14 protein-coding genes are annotated in these 15,953 nt (G+C 47.7%); 11 read left to right on the forward strand and 3 right to left on the reverse strand.

Features of this window, described 5'->3' with window-relative positions; genetic code table 11:
• Positions 1-705: 705 nt before the first annotated feature.
• Positions 706-1,638, reverse strand: a complete 933-nt coding sequence (locus tag ACPXXB_RS09415; RefSeq protein WP_423906921.1) for a dihydrodipicolinate synthase family protein — start codon at positions 1,636-1,638, stop codon at positions 706-708.
• A 449-nt stretch (positions 1,639-2,087) separates the two neighbouring features.
• Between ACPXXB_RS09415 and ACPXXB_RS09420 the strand changes: the two genes are divergently transcribed.
• The 7 genes from ACPXXB_RS09420 to ACPXXB_RS09450 all read left to right on the forward strand — a co-directional run bounded on the left by ACPXXB_RS09420 (position 2,088) and on the right by ACPXXB_RS09450 (position 9,198).
• Positions 2,088-3,641, forward strand: coding sequence for a 2OG-Fe dioxygenase family protein (locus ACPXXB_RS09420; RefSeq protein WP_423906923.1), 1,554 nt, complete (start codon positions 2,088-2,090; stop codon positions 3,639-3,641).
• Between the two features lie 11 nt (positions 3,642-3,652).
• Complete coding sequence (locus tag ACPXXB_RS09425) at positions 3,653-4,951, forward strand: glutamine synthetase family protein (RefSeq protein ID WP_423906924.1); 1,299 nt, start codon at positions 3,653-3,655, stop codon at positions 4,949-4,951.
• Complete coding sequence (locus ACPXXB_RS09430; protein WP_423906926.1) at positions 4,935-5,240, forward strand: hypothetical protein; 306 nt, start codon at positions 4,935-4,937, stop codon at positions 5,238-5,240. Before ACPXXB_RS09425 ends, ACPXXB_RS09430 begins: the two co-directional genes overlap by 17 nt.
• A complete protein-coding gene (locus ACPXXB_RS09435; protein WP_423906927.1) occupies positions 5,233-5,745 on the forward strand; it encodes a hypothetical protein in 513 nt (170 codons plus the stop codon). The genes ACPXXB_RS09430 and ACPXXB_RS09435 overlap by 8 nt, the downstream gene beginning before the upstream one ends.
• Positions 5,742-7,022 (forward strand): MFS transporter, encoded by a 1,281-nt coding sequence (locus ACPXXB_RS09440; protein ID WP_423906929.1) that lies wholly within the window; start codon positions 5,742-5,744, stop codon positions 7,020-7,022. Before ACPXXB_RS09435 ends, ACPXXB_RS09440 begins: the two co-directional genes overlap by 4 nt.
• A gap of 31 nt (positions 7,023-7,053) precedes the next feature.
• Positions 7,054-7,251, forward strand: coding sequence for an adenylyl-sulfate kinase (locus ACPXXB_RS09445; RefSeq protein ID WP_423906930.1), 198 nt, complete (start codon positions 7,054-7,056; stop codon positions 7,249-7,251).
• 759 nt (positions 7,252-8,010) lie between these two features.
• Entirely contained in the window at positions 8,011-9,198 is a 1,188-nt protein-coding gene (locus tag ACPXXB_RS09450; protein WP_423906932.1) for an MFS transporter, read from the forward strand.
• A 15-nt stretch (positions 9,199-9,213) separates the two neighbouring features.
• On the opposite strand, the gene ACPXXB_RS09455 is transcribed toward ACPXXB_RS09450, so the two are convergent.
• On the reverse strand, positions 9,214-9,822 hold the full coding sequence (locus ACPXXB_RS09455; protein WP_423906934.1) for an arylesterase: 609 nt from the start codon (positions 9,820-9,822) through the stop codon (positions 9,214-9,216).
• Here ACPXXB_RS09455 and ACPXXB_RS09460 point away from each other — a divergent pair.
• The 4 genes from ACPXXB_RS09460 (at position 9,794) to ACPXXB_RS09475 (ending at position 15,043) form a co-directional block, all read left to right on the forward strand.
• Entirely contained in the window at positions 9,794-10,015 is a 222-nt protein-coding gene (locus ACPXXB_RS09460) for a hypothetical protein (RefSeq protein ID WP_423906935.1), read from the forward strand. The genes ACPXXB_RS09455 and ACPXXB_RS09460 overlap by 29 nt on opposite strands.
• On the forward strand, positions 9,996-10,688 hold the full coding sequence (locus ACPXXB_RS09465; RefSeq protein ID WP_423906936.1) for an ABC transporter ATP-binding protein: 693 nt from the start codon (positions 9,996-9,998) through the stop codon (positions 10,686-10,688). The genes ACPXXB_RS09460 and ACPXXB_RS09465 overlap by 20 nt, the downstream gene beginning before the upstream one ends.
• A 34-nt stretch (positions 10,689-10,722) precedes the next feature.
• The gene (locus tag ACPXXB_RS09470) at positions 10,723-13,329 is read left to right on the forward strand and encodes an ABC transporter permease (protein WP_423906938.1); all 2,607 of its coding nucleotides are present in this window, start codon (positions 10,723-10,725) and stop codon (positions 13,327-13,329) included.
• 229 nt (positions 13,330-13,558) lie between these two features.
• Positions 13,559-15,043 (forward strand): aminotransferase class V-fold PLP-dependent enzyme, encoded by a 1,485-nt coding sequence (locus tag ACPXXB_RS09475; RefSeq protein ID WP_423906940.1) that lies wholly within the window; start codon positions 13,559-13,561, stop codon positions 15,041-15,043.
• Positions 15,044-15,093: 50 nt separating this feature from the next.
• Here the strand turns inward: ACPXXB_RS09475 and ACPXXB_RS09480 are convergent, their stop codons facing one another.
• The gene (locus tag ACPXXB_RS09480) at positions 15,094-15,804 is read right to left on the reverse strand and encodes a GntR family transcriptional regulator (protein ID WP_423906942.1); all 711 of its coding nucleotides are present in this window, start codon (positions 15,802-15,804) and stop codon (positions 15,094-15,096) included.
• Positions 15,805-15,953: the final 149 nt, after the last annotated feature.

Here is a 15,953-nt window from a genome sequence, read left to right on the forward strand (position 1 = left end):
TGGTGTCAGTACAAAATTACTGCTAATGTATTGTTGAATATGGCGTTGTAATTTTTGACCACGAATAGGCAGCATTGTTTGAATTTTAGTTAATTTTCCGAATATTCACTGAAAACCTGTCCGCGTTTACTCAAGTACGTTTGCGCACGAGAGACGACCAGGACAGCGTTTCACCCGAGGCTAAAACGGATGCGATGTGAGGAAGTGTATGGAATTCGCCATGCTATCGACTGACTCAATGAGGCCGTGGCAGTTCTGGGAGGTGTGATGTGGTTGAGACAAACGGGCTTCTTCGTTGTATACGAATCCGGCCGCCATCAGCCTATATAAGTCTGATTTGACGATTATTCGAGAAATCATTTCTCATATTATTATAACTGGATGCGAAACTGCGTTTTTGTATACAATCCAAAATCATTTTTGCTTGATTTGGAATACAGGCCGATTAAAGTGACTCGGCGCGCACTGTGGCAGCAAAGAGCATCTGATTAATAAGCGCCACTTTGCTATAACGCAATGTATTGGTTGGTGAGTCGTAGCGTTTAAATACAACATCATTCAAGCCACCGAAAACAAGACCAAAGATGGCAAGCAAAATTGCACAATGTAGCATAATGTTATGTAGTTTAAGGCTCCAAACATCATGAAGTTCGATGGTAATTATTCAGCAACTAAATATAACATACCCGACTAGAATGTATGTGCCTATCCATTTATCAGCCGACCAAGTATTGCGTTCCCGGCACTGTCGAGAGAATCGATTAACGCCTGTGTATCGGCTTCACTAACCGACAGCAATGGCGGTCGTACATTACGCCATCTGCGATCACCGCGTTGCCTTGCCAGCAAGCCTTTCATCGCCGGGATCAGCGCATCGCCTTCGATCCGCTTGCGGAAGGCGGCCATTTCATCGGCAACCCGATCGAGATCACCTTGTTTCGCAGCGGTTGCGACATCAAAAACGTGACGTATTCCCGCCGGGTTGACATTGCAGGTCGCCGAAATGCAGCCGGCGGCGCCATACTCAAGACCAGACCGTAAAAATGTTTCCGAACCTGGAAACACCGCGAGATTCGGCGCCGCGGCGATGACTGCTTGGGTGTTTTCGAAATCCCCCGAGCTATCCTTATAGGCCACAATGGCGTCAGGAAAATTCCGCGCTAATCGCCGCGCCAAATCAGGGGTAAAACCGATGCCCGCCAAGGGCGGGATATGGTACATGCAAATTTTAAGCCTGACATTGTTGACCGCCTCGATCAAGCGAACGAAATAGGCGTACAGCCCGTCATCGCTGGCATTTTTATAAAAAAATGGCGGTAGTGTCATCACCGCCGCGCATCCTCGCTGCACTGCATGGCGACACAGGGTGACGGTATCATCGAGATTGCACAGGCCCGCACCCGGCATCAATACCCCCGGATCAATGGCGCCATCAATCAGCGTATCCACTGCGCTAATCCGCTCACCGACCGACATGCTGAGCGCCTCGCCGGTAGTGCCGAAGGGTGCGATATAGTGAATGCCTTGTTGCAGTAGCCAATGTGCATGGCTGACATACAGCTCGCGCGCAAAACTCAAGTCATCGTTAAATGGGGTCAGGATTGGCGCAATCACGCCGGTCATTTTTGTCGTCATCATAGGCTATTTAATGTATCTATTTGTGTGTCATTGATGCAGGTATATTCCCCATTATGAACAGAAATCATCTCATTTCAGTATCATTTCATATTGGGAGAGACTTCTCTTTGTTGAACAGCATGGGGTATAGTTGTGTGCTTATATTCTGGAGATTTATTCATGCGTACAATCGAAGAAATTATCGGTGATGATAGTATCGATAATTTAACCAGCCTCGGAACAAATAAACATGATGTCAGACCATTTGAGCGCACAGATTGCGTGCTCAAGGCATTCAACAATCTTCCACTTGACCCATATTGTGCCCCAAGGTCGTGGCCAATTGTCAGGTGGAAAACATCGTTTTCGGCGGTATGATGATTTTAAAATGACATATTCAACGGATTCTAGTCGTTGGGAGTCAGCGTTACCACCTCATAGACCTTTCATTCAATCCCCGAAGTTTAATCATGCTGTCGGTGGAAGTTGATCCTTCTGTAGAATTAGACTCACTATTCAATATTTTTGGATTTGATAAATCGCTAGAATTTCATGCAAAGGTGCATCAGATACGCGTTATTACAACAAAGGATATTCATGGTGTAGCTGTTGTCGAAGGTCCTCACTGTGATGGTCAAGACTGGCAAATCGTCGCCGTCTTTCACAGACAAAATATAGACGGTGGGCAAAGCCAGTTTCTTCCCAACGGAGGCGGGGAACCTTTCTTTGCAAAAACGATAATGCCGGGAAAAGCTGTTTGTAACGAAGATGCTGCTATGTGGCATAATGCAACAGATATTAGTGCCTGTAATAATGAATTAGAGGGACATCGGGATATTTTTATTATCGCTACAAATCGCTGGAGTCATCGCAAATATGGCGGTGTTGATGTTGTATCGGGCCCAGAAATGAAACTTGCGTTAAAAATAGGTTTTGCCGGAAACCAAATGGCATTCAATGGGCCTTATAAAACTGACGAGGAGCTTGAAACAGCGGTCATCAACAACATTCAAATCAATATTGACAGCATAGACGAAGGAAATAGACTTAAGGATACAGATCTTCACCTTAATTGCAAAGTAGATGTAGGTCTTAGAGTTAATCCTGGGGTTGCTGTTTTTCTCGGAGATGATCCAACATTCAACATCCAGTCTGCCGAGCGAGCGAGAGAATCCAAGTTTGGTTTTAGCATTGATGACGGAGCGGCGGATAATGCTCTAGCCGCTATTGGACTCAATGAAGAAGGGCCTCTGCAACTAACAGCATTACACTGTCATCTAGGATCACAGATCACTGATGAAGATATATTTATTGCGGCACTAGATCGAGTATTCCGTTATGCCTCTATGTTACGTGAACTATATCCTATTACGACAATCAATATCGGGGGTGGGTTTGGTGTATCCGGTATCCGTCGAGAACGTCGTGGCCCGTTGCGTCAACTCCTTGCATTATATGGGCGTGATGTTCTGACTGATCAAAAGGATGGCATGGATATTACCGCTGTCGCTAACGGCATTGCCAAGAAAGCCCGGGAACACAATGTTTCAGACATGCGTTTCTTTTGCGAGCCCGGACGAGCTCTGATCTCAGATGCCATGGCCATGATTGCGCGGGTAATCGAGATCAAACGTAGCGGGGGACTTACTTGGCTTATGTTAGATGCTGGTCTCAATTTGTTCCCAACTATCGCCATGGCGGAAAGGCATCTAATAATACCATTAGATCAACCGATAGATCAGCCTACTCAAATCTATCGAGTAGCCGGGCCTCTTCGTTATGAAGGTGATATTTTGGCCGAGACGTGTGCACTCCCTACCAGCATGGCTATTGGAGATTTAATATCGATTGAAGATTCAGGAGCTTATACGGTTTCTCGCTCTACAAATTTTATTCTGCCACGGGCTGCGGTTGTTACAATCGATACAGGTCACCCGGAATTATGTTGGCGACGAGAGGAATTTGACGATATTTTCCGTTTTCACGTTCCCCTATCTAATCGCTCATCTCAATATAATCCTTGAAAACTCCTTGAATGACTGAAAATATCTTAAATACAGCAACCTTAGAACATATTTATGTCGCATATGCAGACATTCACGGTATCTGTCGAGGAAAGTTGTTAACTGCCAACAGCTATCAATCCATTGCAAAGACAGGGATGCGGAATTGCTGCGGGGTTTTCTCTAAGGACGTAACAGGTACCCCCGTTTTAGAAACCGGGATTTTATGGGAGCATGGCGCAGACGATAATTATATGCGTCCATGCCCTGAAACATTACGTCCGGCACCTTGGCGAGATGGTTGCGCCATGGTCATCGCCGATGTGTTGGAATCTGATGGCAATCCCCTGCCTGTTGCTCCTAGGAACGCCCTAGCACGGGTGATCGAACAGTTTAGGGCAGCAACCGGTGCGAAACCGATTGTTGGGGTTGAACTGGAATTCTCGTTGCAACATAAAGATAGAACTTTTGCCAACCGGGGCACCCAAGCCTACAGTCTACATCAAATGACGGAAGCCTCTGATTTTTTGGATACTCTTGCCATAGCCTTGAACAAGGCTGAAATTTCTGTTGAGGGGATTGCCGCCGAGAATTGTGACGGCCAATATGAGGTTAGCCTGCACTATACCAATGCTCTCGCCATGGCCGACCTGTTATTCCAAACAAAACATATTATCAAGGAGATTGCACAGCGCAGCGGCTATCACGCTACCTTCATGGGACTACCAGATAATGGGCTGTCACCAAATGGATTGCATGTGAATGTTAGCCTTTCCGGCGTTGACCACGCCTTTTCTGTTGCAGAGGATGATACACCGTCACCGGAGCTCCGTAGATCAATTGTCGGTCTTTTAACACATTCAAATGACGCTTTATCATTGTTTTTACCGACGATAAACGCATTCAAAGCCTCTGTGGACGGCAGTTTTTTCCCCCTGAGTGCGAGTTGGGGATTTGATAATCGTAGTGTGCTTGTTCGTGTTCCCGATCGCAATGGAGCGGGGTGTAGAGTGGAGTTTCGGCTACCAACTGCTGATGCCAATCCCTACCTAGCAGTGGCCGGCGTTCTAGCATTAATGCAACGTGGCCTGGAAACGGAAGGTCGCTTGTCTTCGCCAGTATATGATAATGCATTCGAGCGAAACGATCTTCCACTGTTTGATTTTAGTTTTGAAAATGCTTTGAAACGACTGTCCGCTCTTGATTGGCTCGCCGATGCACTTGGCACACCTTTGATGCAAACATTCCTTACCGTTAAAAAACGGGAAGCAGAGCATTTTCAGGTTCATGTTACTGACTGGGAAAAGGAAACCTATGGCACCTTTTTCTAAAACACCACCATCAGAGCCACCATTAATTATCCTGTGGAGTACACCGCGTAGCGCATCAACAGCTTTCGAAAAAGCAATGATGCAACATCCTGGCATCATGGTAATACATGAGCCTTTTACCGACTGTTATTATTTTGGAAACGAGAGATGTAGTGCTCGTTATGGCAACTATTCAGGGGGAAAAGTTTTTAATAAAAAAGGTGCCTATGCTGCAATTGGTCCGAAAAACAGCGATAAAGTTAGATTTGTAAAAGAACTTGCCTTTCAAGCAAGACCATATTGTGAGTGATGAATTTCTAAAATCTGCAACAAATCTGTTTCTGATTAATAACCCGGATGCTGTATATAACTCTTTAAGCAATATCAAACCTGATTTCACCGAAGATGAGTTTGGCTATACTGAACTTTATACATTGTACGAACGGACATGCCAGATAATTGGGCATAGACCTGCCCTGTATACAACCGAAGAGTTCCGGAACGATCCAGCAACCATACTAAGGCAAGTTTGCAGCTTTGCTAATATGGATTTTATACCGACCATGTTGCATTGGAGTCCCGGACCAATCCGGAAATGGGAGCCTCATGAAGTGCTGTCGCAATCAAAATGGCACCGTACGACAGAGCAAAGTAACGGTATTCTACCTTATCAGAAGCCTGTGCCATTGGCCATAAACTCTTCTAACAAAACCCCTATGATTGAGGCTGCTTGGCGTATTTTCACAACATTAACAAAGACTGTTACGCAAGAAACACAAGGCACAATCACCTCAGATAACGGCAAAACTATATGAGACCAAAAAACGCTCTGATTATCGCAAATATTGGTGTTTTACCTTTGATGACAGCTTTCGGAGGTTTGAATGGGGATTTACTACAATATTATGCATCAGGATATTTTAATCTAACCGAAGCAGAAATTGGGGTCGCTATTGGTCTTTTGAGTTTTACTATTCCCTTACAATTCTTAAGCACGCAATTCGTGCGGCAATGGGGCGCACGACGGGTATTGCTGGCTGGGTATAGTATCCGTTTTTGCTTGGTGCCTCTACTACTTGTTATACCTGCACTACTGGCACAGAATCGCATATTTGGATTAACGCTATTTTACGCACTGGTTTTCACGGTGCACTTGGTCCATGTCACAACCTTTGGAGTTGCTTGGCAACCAATAATACGTAGTGTTACCAAATCATCGGAACGAGGTGGGTATTTTGGCCGTATGCGGTTTCTATTCAATGGCTTTAATCTTGTCTTTTTCACAGTGCTAGGACTTGTTGTTGGCGAAGCAATCAGCCCGACAGTTTTTTTATCTATAGTACTGTTATTAATGGCATATTGTATGTTTGCTTTTTGGATAGTATGGAGACAGGAAGGTTTAGATGCGGGGGTTGTGGCACAACCCCGTTTTCGAGAGATTTTCTCTCAAACAAAACTTCTTTGGCGCAATTTAACTTATCGTGCGCTAATTACTATTAGCGTTTTACGTTTACCGTCATCATTACCGCTATTTATTGTCTATCTCGCATTAATAGTCGGGTTAAGCGCCAAAGAAATTTCCCTGATTATAATATGCAGAGCCGCCGGAATGATGGCAGGATTTATCGTTTGGGGGGAAGTCATTCGCCGTTTCGGCTATACAAAGGCAATAGTTGGGCCTCTTGTACTATTAACGGGAATAAGTGGTTTATGGCTTCTGTTCTCTATTTTTAATCATAATTCGCTTATCATTATATTTTTTGGGATTATTGCGATGGTTACTGCATTCTCTCATGCTGGATTAGGTCTTGGTATGGTCACTGCTGTTCATAATACAGCACAGGATGAAAACGCCGTCGTAGTATTAACATCATTCGATATCTTGGACATGGGGCTTGAAAGTATGATGGCGGCTTTGATGGGGTTTTACATTCAAGCCACATTCATCACATTAAATGATGAGTCCACACAATATTTTTTCGACCCTTATATATACTTCTGCTTAGGCGGAGCAATCCTCTCTGGCTTGGCCATCATAATAGCTAACAGAACTCTTAACCAATCTAAATATCCTGGTCTAAAAAAAACATAATATCTCCATGTGCCGGACATATGAACGGAAAATGATCGTAAGTCAAAAAATTCTAATTATGGGTCTACCCGGTGCTGGAAAAACAAGTTTAGCCAAAGAGCTGGCCCCACTGTTAAATGCCGTACATTTTAATGCAGATGTCGTTCGCAAAAACATCAATAGTGATCTCGGGTTTTCTAACAAAGATCGCATCGAGCAAGCGCGACGAATGGGCTGGATGTGCGAGTAGGTCACCAAGGCTGGTGGGACAGCAGTTGCGGACTTTATTTGTCCTACACCTGAAACTCGGGCAATGTTTGGGGCTACATTTACGATTTGGGTAGACCGGATAAAGGAAAGTCGCTTCGCCGATACTAACGCTCTATTTGTGGAGCCCAACCACCCAAATCTACGCGTCACAAGTGACGGTAGCATATGGAAATGGGCAGAAGAAGCTTTCCGCTTGCTACGCCCGCCCGTGCTCCAACCCTCAGTGGAGTTTGTCTGTACGCGCCAATAGGCGACAATCCTCGGCTGTGTATTTCTGGGTAAATCGTCTGCCTGCGCCGCAGTCGTCCATGCACAAGATAATCGGCTGCGAGGCGTTTAACCTGAAGGTGGGAGTACCGCTGATCTGAGCGAGATACCATAGCAAATGCCCTTTGTCAGACTTGGTCAGTGGTATAGCCAAATCGTATCAGGGCACTGGATAAAGGCATAATGGTCTGCTTTGAACTGTATAGCAAATTCAATCTGCTCGGTGCCTTCAAGGAACTGGCGCACCTTAATCCAGCATCTATTTGTGTGTCATTCATGCAGGCTTCATTCCCCATTATGAACAGAAATCACCTTATTTCAGTATTATTTCATATTGGAGAAAATTATATGGTTATTTAATCAGGTTTGGAATACATTCGCGATTAAGCGGCCCGATCGGTCTGACCTGCCGGGGAATGTGAGGTTATCGGATACCGCCAACCGTTGAATATCAACCTAACGGCATATCGATATGTTCCATCGACGTCCTCATGGCTTGAATACGCTTATTGGTGAAGCAGGCGACTCCCTTGCCAAACTCAATGCCTTGGATGGATTTTCCCGTTCCATATTGGTGGGAATCGTGCCATTGCTTGCGCTTGAGGCGCTCGGCTCCAAACAAGCGGTCACCCTAGCTTATCTGCTTGGCTCGATCATGACACTGATGATCACACTCAACTTCGCCACGCTGGAACGTCTGTTACAGCGTCGCTGGGTGGTCACGTTAGGCGGCGGTTTTTCAATCGTCGCCGCGCTCATTCTATACCTTGGAGATGAATTGGAATTCGCCGTCGGCATTGGCTTGCGCTCAGCCGCAGCCTCCTTGTTTTCGGTTTGCTTGTCGTTATACATCATGGACTATATCGGCAAACAAGCGCTAACCCGAATTGAATCAAGGCGCATGGTATACAATGGCGCGGCCTGGTTGATTGGACCCTCGCTGGGTATCTGGTTATGGAACAACAGTGCGCCCTGGACGCCGTTTTTGGCGGCCGCATTAGGCGCTTGCGCGATGCTTGCCTACTTCTGGCGCCTTCGCCTCGGCCCCAATAAAATAGTCCGCAAAGCAAACCGATTATCGGCTAATCCCCTGAAAGTCATACCGCGGTATTTCAAGCAGCCGGCCCTGTGTATTGCCTATCTAATCACTTTGAGTCGATCGATGTTTTGGGTGGCGCTATTTGTCTATGGCCCGATTTACGCGGTCGAGGCCGACCTGCCTAACTGGGTTGCCGGCGGATTATTATCAGTGGCAAGCGGGTTGCTGTTTTTCAGCCCGTTATGTCGAAGTCTGGCGGATAAATTTGGCTCCCGATCAATTATTATCGCCGGTCAGCTGATTGCAGGACTGAGTGTTTCGATGCTGTTTCTGATCGGCGAGGCACAACCCATCGGATTGGTATTTTGGGTTGTCGCTGCGGTCGGCGCGGCGATGCTGGATGTGCTTGGCAATATTCCGTTTATGCGCCTGGTCAAAGCCCGTGAGCGAACCGAGATGACAATGATATTTTCAACCTGGCGCGAGGGTTCCGAATTAATGACTCCGCTGGTGGCGGCAGTCATTTTGACGGTCGCCCCATTTCATATGTTCTACCTGTTTTTAGGGGGTCTGCTGGTAGTCGCAACCTTTGCATCCACTTACCTGCCGCGCCGGTTGTAGCGCATCACAAAATCGTTAATTCGGCAGTAGTGAAGATAACACCGGCCAAACATGATCCAAAATTTCAGCCTGCGCGGACGCGGTGGGATGAAACCCGTCGCGCTGCATTAAGTCATGGTTCAGCGCCACGGTTTCCAGAAAAAAAGGAACTAGGGCAATGTGGTATTGCGCGGCCAGATCCAGGTAGATAGCATGGAATGAATCGGCATAGGTGTGGCCGTAGTTTGGGGGGATTTTCATGCCCAACAGCAACACTTCGGCATCATTATCATGCGCCAGTTGAATTATTGTGGCAAGATTTTGTCTCATTAAACCAAGATCCAGTCCGCGCAACCCGTCGTTGGCGCCCAGTTCGAGTATGAGAAGATCAGGATGTATATCCGCTAAACTTTGTGGCATACGTGCGCTGCCGCCATATGTGGTTTCACCACTGATACTCCGATTTACGACCTGGATATTGCGACCCGCAAGACGCTCGCCGAGAAGGGCTACCCAGCCCTGTTCTACGGGAATGCCGTAAGCTGCGCTCAGGCTGTCGCCCCATACCAGAACCGTATAGGCTTGGGCGTTTGCCGATATTGCCAGCAAACTTAGAATGAACGAAAAAATCAAGGCTTTGCACATGATATATGAATATTTTTACGGAAGCGGCATTTATGCCCTTTGTGGTGCAGGTACGAGCCGAATTTTAAGTACATCGTTTCGCAAAAACGATACTCGGCACCCTATCCAAGAATACTATGAAAAAGGTGATCAAATTCCTGTTACCCCTTGGGTAGTTTATCAAACCTGCCGTTATGAAATCGGTAAAAACTAATTCAGACCATATTGTGGCACAAGCCATTGGTGTCGGTAAGACAGTTCAGTTGGCTTCAGATACACTTGATATTCTACAAGACATCTCACTAGAAATAACCACCGGTCGAACGGTAGCGATATCGGGAGCGTCCGGCTCCGGCAAGACTACCTTGTTGGGCTTGCTGGCAGGGCTTGATCAACCCACTAGCGGGTACTTGACGTTAATGGGACAGACCTTGAATAACCTGAACGAAGACCAGCGTGCCAAACTTCGTCGCGGACGAGTCGGATTTGTGTTTCAGTCGTTTCATTTGCTGCCCAATCTCACCGCAGTCGAAAATGTTGCCCTCGCGCTTGAGGTCATCCCTGAGAGCACAGCCATTGTCGAGAATAGTCGGCAGGCTTTATCCCGCGTCGGTTTATCGGAGCGTTGCGGTCATTTGCCCTCGCAGATGAGTGGCGGCGAGCAACAGCGTGTCGCATTGGCCCGCTCCATGGTGGTCGCGCCAGCGATTCTGTTTGCTGACGAGCCCACTGGAAATCTGGATCATGCCACCAGTTCCCAGATAGCAGATCTGATGTTTTCGCTCTGCAAGGACAATGGTTCCACGCTGGTTTTGGTCACGCATAATCGCGCGCTTGCCGCACGCTGCGACGATCAATACCGTATTGAAGCCGGTCGATTGGTGTAACGGCATTATTTTAAGTATCCCTGCGGGAAACGGTATGCTAAAGGATCTTATACGTCACACTCGTTTGGCCGAATTCAATCTGCTTTTCCTCGGATTGTTGTTGGTGGGTATGGCGCTTGCCGCGGTTGGCCTGTTCACTGATCGTGTTGAACAGGGTATGCAGACGCGCACAAGCGCCCTGCTTGGCGCTGACGGCATGATCGATTCGACTCGTCCCGTGGATGATTCATATGCAACTCTGGCCGGGGAATTTGGATTGCAGGTGGCGCGTAGCGTAAGTTTCATGAGTATGGCGATCACCGCGACCGGCAGTCGCCTGGCTGGTGTGCGGGCAGTTTCCTCCCATTATCCGCTGCGTGGCGAATTGCTGCTGGCGGCGGTTGACGGCAATAACGTGCCAGAATCGGTTTCGGCGGCGCCGCCCAGGGGCACGGTGTGGAGCGCAACTCAATTGGTCAAGGATTTGAATCTTGAATTATCTCCCGAGCTCCAGCTTGGCGACAGTTTTTTGCGCTTCGAACGCGAAATTCTGCTTGAGCCTGAAAGCGGCGCAGGCATGTTGCGACTGGCGCCACGACTGCTGATGAATATTGACGATCTCGATCAAACAGGCTTGGTAACAGCAGCTAGTCGCGCCCGCTTTCGATTATTGGTGGCCGGGTCAAAAGAATCGCTGGCAGCCTTTGGACAAGCCATTGAACCGATTCTTAAACCTTACCAATCCTGGCATGTCGCCGACCTGCGGCGCGATGAGGTACGCAATACTATCGGCCGGGTAGTCTCCTACTTACGAGTTACCGTATTGCTTTCTGTGGTGTTGGCTATCGTGGCCATGGCATTGGCAGCGCAAGGACTATGGGGTCGGCAGATCCATGAAATAGCATTGCTGCGTTGTCTTGGCCAACATCATTCGCAAACACTCAAGTCCCTCGCCCGAGTCTATATGCTCGCAGTCATGCCGGTATCGTTGTTGGGCATTGGTCTCGGATATTTGGTGCAACACTTTGCGGCGGCAATTATTCAAGACGCGACCGGTATTCCATTACCCCCACCCACATGGTTGCCGATATGGTTGTCATTGTTGATGTGTGTCGTTGTGGTGGCAGCGGTTATGATACCGATTCTGCTTGCTGTCAAACGGGTGCCAACCATGACATTGCTGCGGGCTGAACAAATCGATGGTATCCGGCGCAATCGCAGCGCAAGCCTCAGTATTTTGGCGCTGGTAATTATTGTGACCGTCTTTTTAGCTCGAAATCTGTGGTTGGCGTTCGGGGTATTGAGCGGGCTGGTTTTTGCGGCTGCCATTCTTTGGTTTGCGGTGCGTAGCATGATCGGTGCTGCCAAACGGCTGATCGCACCACGTTCGACAGCTTGGTACGCGGCATTGAAAGCGCTCCAGTCAAATAGTGGACGCAGCGCCTGGCTGGCAAGCGCTTTTGGGGCCGCTATATTTGCTTTGGTGCTGCTCGGGGCGGTGCGTGAGGATTTATTTGAGGAGTGGCAAAACAGTCTTCCGCCAGACGCGCCAAATCTATTTTTGCTCAATATTCAGGCGCACGAAACCGAAGCGTTTTCTTCGCTGCTAAATACCCAGGGGGTCACCGACGTGAAATTGTATCCGATTATGCGGGCAAGAATTACCGCGATCAATAACCGGAAAATTTCCGATAGGACTTTCGAAGACGAGGATGCGCGGCATCGGATAAATCATGATTTTAATCTCACAGTACTTGCCGAATTGCCGGTTGATAACAGGCTGAGTGCCGGAAATTGGTTCAAGGACGGCGCACCTGATACAGGTATATTTTTGAGAAACCGGCACGAGCCTAAACTTAACCTCGATAGTTCGCGAACCAATTACTCGGCGCCCTATATCAAGAATATTATGAAAGAGGGTGAAAAAGGGTTTTCAGTCGAGCAAGATACTGCGAAACTTCTTGGTCTTGCTCTGGGCGACCGACTGACAATGGATATCGCCGGGGTGCTCATTGAGGCGCCTGTCAGTAGTTTACGTGAAGTTAAGTGGGACAATATGCGACCGAACTTTTACATCATTGCAGCGCCTGGTTTGCTCGATGATGCGCCGCGAAATTACATTACCAGCATCTACGTCGAGCAACAGCGAAACGAGTTAGTGCGCCAGATCAGCCAATCCTTTCCGCATATTACCGCGATTGATCTTGGTATGCTGCTTGGGAGAATTCGAACTCTCGCTAATCAAGGCGGCAATGCGGTGAATGTGGTGTTTGTATTCACCCTGGTCACCGCCTTGCTGGTGTTGTTTGGTGTGTTGCAGGGCCAGCGAAGTGCGCGTGAACTGGAGATTGCATTATTGAAAACGCTTGGCGCAGGTCGGGAATTTGTGCGTCGTGCAATTGTTTTGGAGTTTGCATTTCTTGGCGCCCTGGCTGGATTTATCGGCGGTGGAATGGCGCTTTTAAGTGGCTGGCTATTGGCAAAATATGTGTTTGAATTTGCTTATAGCATGCCGTGGCAATGGCTGGCATTCAGCATAGCAGGCGCGGTAATTGTAGTCGCAACCATCGGTTATATCAGCGTCCGAAGTCTTTTAGGAGTCCGCCCGGTAAGGCTTTTGGCGCGGATGGATTGGAATTCCAAACCGCCTGTTTCAAATTGAAATACGAAAATCCGGCTACATTAAATCTGAATTATAGCTGTGACAAAGAATTCATGGCAGATACTGCCTGACAAATACGTGACATCTTTTTGATTAGTGTCCGCATCAGAACGAATATAGGGGCGTCCATAGGCGTATACTCCATTTGGGAGATTTGGCTGGAATCAGTAGAATAGTATTGACCGGTTAAATATCGATTTTGACCCATCCCCACTCGCAATTTAAAACCATGAACAGTTTGCAGATAAATGACAAAACCAGGCTATTGAAAAAACTGCGCCAAACCACGGTGGGCATCGACCTCGAATACAGGCTTGCAACCGGAGAGAAAAGTCGTCGAATCTACCTGGACAGCACCGCCAGTACTTTGCAATTGGGTTTGGTCAGCGATGTCATTTCCAGGTATATGCCTTTTTATTCAAACACCCATACCAGCGCGCATTTTGGCGCCAAGTTGTCCACCGTGGAGTTTGACTGGGCGCATAACAAGGTGCTGTCGTTCGTTAACGCCGACCCGCAAACCTATACTGCGTTTTTTGTCGGCAGCGGCGCGACCGGCGGCATCAACAGGGTCGCCAGAACGTTACGAGAAAAACGCCCGCAGCGCAGAGTGGTTATTACCTCGATAATGGAACATCATTCCAACGACTTGCCGCACCGACGGCATTTCGACCAAGTGGTTCATGTGCCGACGCAAGTTAATGGCAGCAAGCTCGGTTGCATCGACCTCAGCCGAATCGAAAAAGCGCTGCAAGAACACGGTGATAATGTTAACTATATCTCCGTAACCGGCGTGTCCAATGTAACCGGCATCAAAAATCCCGTTTATGATATTGCCGACCTGGCCCACAGGTACAATACCTTGATATTGGTCGATGCCGCGCAAATGGCCGCCCACGTACCGATAAAAATGAGTGGCCACGAGAACCCGGCGAGGAATATCGACATGATCGCTTTGTCTGGGCATAAAATGTATGCGCCGTCGTCGCCCGGCGTCGTGATTACACGCAAAGATTTATTCTCCGGGATAGAGCCGGTGGAAGTGGGCGGCGGAATGGTTGATGATGTTCACATAAATCGTTACCTGCCCACCGACAATTTCCCTGATCGAGAAGAAGCGGGTACGCCAAATATAGTCGGGGCTATCGCATTGGCTGCGGTAATGCATGCGCTGCAAACACTCGGCATGGACTTTATAGACCAGGAAGAGTCCCGTATTATTCGCCAAGCCATTGACATGCTTGAGAAAATAGACGATCTCATGGTGTACGGCAATACCGACCCAAACAACAGTAAGCGAATCGGGGCACTGTCGTTTAATATCAAAGGTATGGATCATGCCTTAACGGCGGCGATTCTAAACGATTATTTCAATATCTCGGTACGCAACGCCTGTTTTTGCGCGCAACCGTACGTGCGCGAGATGATTACCGACGAGCTTGGCGAAATCGCCGACCAACTGAGCAACGAAGAATTGGAAGCGCTTGCCGAACTGCATCGCGGCATGGTTCGGGCCAGCTTCGGCATTTACAACGATAGCACCGATGTACAGGCCTTGGTGGATGCGCTACAAACTATTTGTAATGATCGGGAATTTTACCAACAGCAATACGAAAAAATATCCGCTGGCGATTATCGCCATAAAACCTTTAATTTCGACTGCGCCCCGCTATTTTCCGCAGCCAATGAAGTGAACCGTTGGCTGGCGGGCTAGACGCGGGAATGGCGCCGGAGACTTTTGCCGGGCATTTTCATTAATGCCTGTCAAATTTCTGTTTTATAACTAAAGCGATCGGGGCGACCTTGAGTAACCCGATATTCGATGATGCGGTCATTGGTGGCATGGGTGATTCGACGCAATACCACCAAAGGATCGCCTTCATTGATGTTGAGGGTTTTGGCGATTAGTGCGTCAGCAATGTCTGCGGTCAAGGTTTCTTCGGCACGCACCACATGAACACCAAATTTTTCCTCAATGATGGCATACAGCAGGTCCGGGATATGCAGGTCGTTGTTTTCCAAACCACCTACTATATCGGCAAGCCACCAACATTTTTCGACCAAGACCGGTTGCTCTTCATCATCATATCCAACTCGTTCGATATATATCAGCGAAGTGCCTACGGGTACCGCAAGATGTTTACATATGTCCGCGGTGCCCGAAATGCGTTCTCGTAGCGGGGTCAACTTATGGATTCTTGTGGCCTCCCCTGAAGCAGTGCCATAAGTAAAAAACCGAAACAGGCTACGATCAAAATCGACCCGTGAAACGTAGGTGCCTTTGCCCTGATGGCGGAACAGCAGTTTTTCCTGCTCCAGCAAATCAATGGCTTTGCGCACGGTTCCAATGCTGACGCTGAGACTTTCGGATAATCTGGATTCCGATGGAATCAGGTCGCCGGGGACTAACTCACCGTCGGTTATTCGTTGACGAATATACTGCTCAACGACTTTGTATAGAGGTTTAACTGGCATGAACAATAATCTGGCTTAAATTTTTTTGAGATAAATATAGGTCTGAAATGGACTGTTGGAATGGACTTGCAATTGACTAACACTTAATCTAGCATATAATAACTCATATATATGAATTGAGGTGAATCTGATTATGAACTATATCGTTT

Source organism: Candidatus Spongiihabitans sp. (assembly GCF_965237845.1).
Classification (GTDB): domain Bacteria; phylum Pseudomonadota; class Gammaproteobacteria; order Arenicellales; family Poriferihabitantaceae; genus Spongiihabitans.

Excerpts from the sequence above, each read along its gene's own strand:
- ACPXXB_RS09415 (WP_423906921.1), bottom strand. The coding sequence starts at position 1,638 with ATGATGACGACAAAAATGACCGGCGTGATTGCGCCAATCCTGACCCCA.
- ACPXXB_RS09420 (WP_423906923.1), top strand. The coding sequence starts at position 2,088 with ATGCTGTCGGTGGAAGTTGATCCTTCTGTAGAATTAGACTCACTATTC.
- ACPXXB_RS09425 (WP_423906924.1), top strand. The coding sequence starts at position 3,653 with ATGACTGAAAATATCTTAAATACAGCAACCTTAGAACATATTTATGTC.
- ACPXXB_RS09430 (WP_423906926.1), top strand. The coding sequence starts at position 4,935 with ATGGCACCTTTTTCTAAAACACCACCATCAGAGCCACCATTAATTATC.
- ACPXXB_RS09440 (WP_423906929.1), top strand. The coding sequence starts at position 5,742 with ATGAGACCAAAAAACGCTCTGATTATCGCAAATATTGGTGTTTTACCT.
- ACPXXB_RS09445 (WP_423906930.1), top strand. The coding sequence starts at position 7,054 with ATGATCGTAAGTCAAAAAATTCTAATTATGGGTCTACCCGGTGCTGGA.
- ACPXXB_RS09450 (WP_423906932.1), top strand. The coding sequence starts at position 8,011 with ATGTTCCATCGACGTCCTCATGGCTTGAATACGCTTATTGGTGAAGCA.
- ACPXXB_RS09460 (WP_423906935.1), top strand. The coding sequence starts at position 9,794 with ATGAACGAAAAAATCAAGGCTTTGCACATGATATATGAATATTTTTAC.
- ACPXXB_RS09455 (WP_423906934.1), bottom strand. The coding sequence starts at position 9,822 with ATGTGCAAAGCCTTGATTTTTTCGTTCATTCTAAGTTTGCTGGCAATA.
- ACPXXB_RS09465 (WP_423906936.1), top strand. The coding sequence starts at position 9,996 with ATGAAATCGGTAAAAACTAATTCAGACCATATTGTGGCACAAGCCATT.
- ACPXXB_RS09470 (WP_423906938.1), top strand. The coding sequence starts at position 10,723 with ATGCTAAAGGATCTTATACGTCACACTCGTTTGGCCGAATTCAATCTG.
- ACPXXB_RS09475 (WP_423906940.1), top strand. The coding sequence starts at position 13,559 with ATGAACAGTTTGCAGATAAATGACAAAACCAGGCTATTGAAAAAACTG.
- ACPXXB_RS09480 (WP_423906942.1), bottom strand. The coding sequence starts at position 15,804 with ATGCCAGTTAAACCTCTATACAAAGTCGTTGAGCAGTATATTCGTCAA.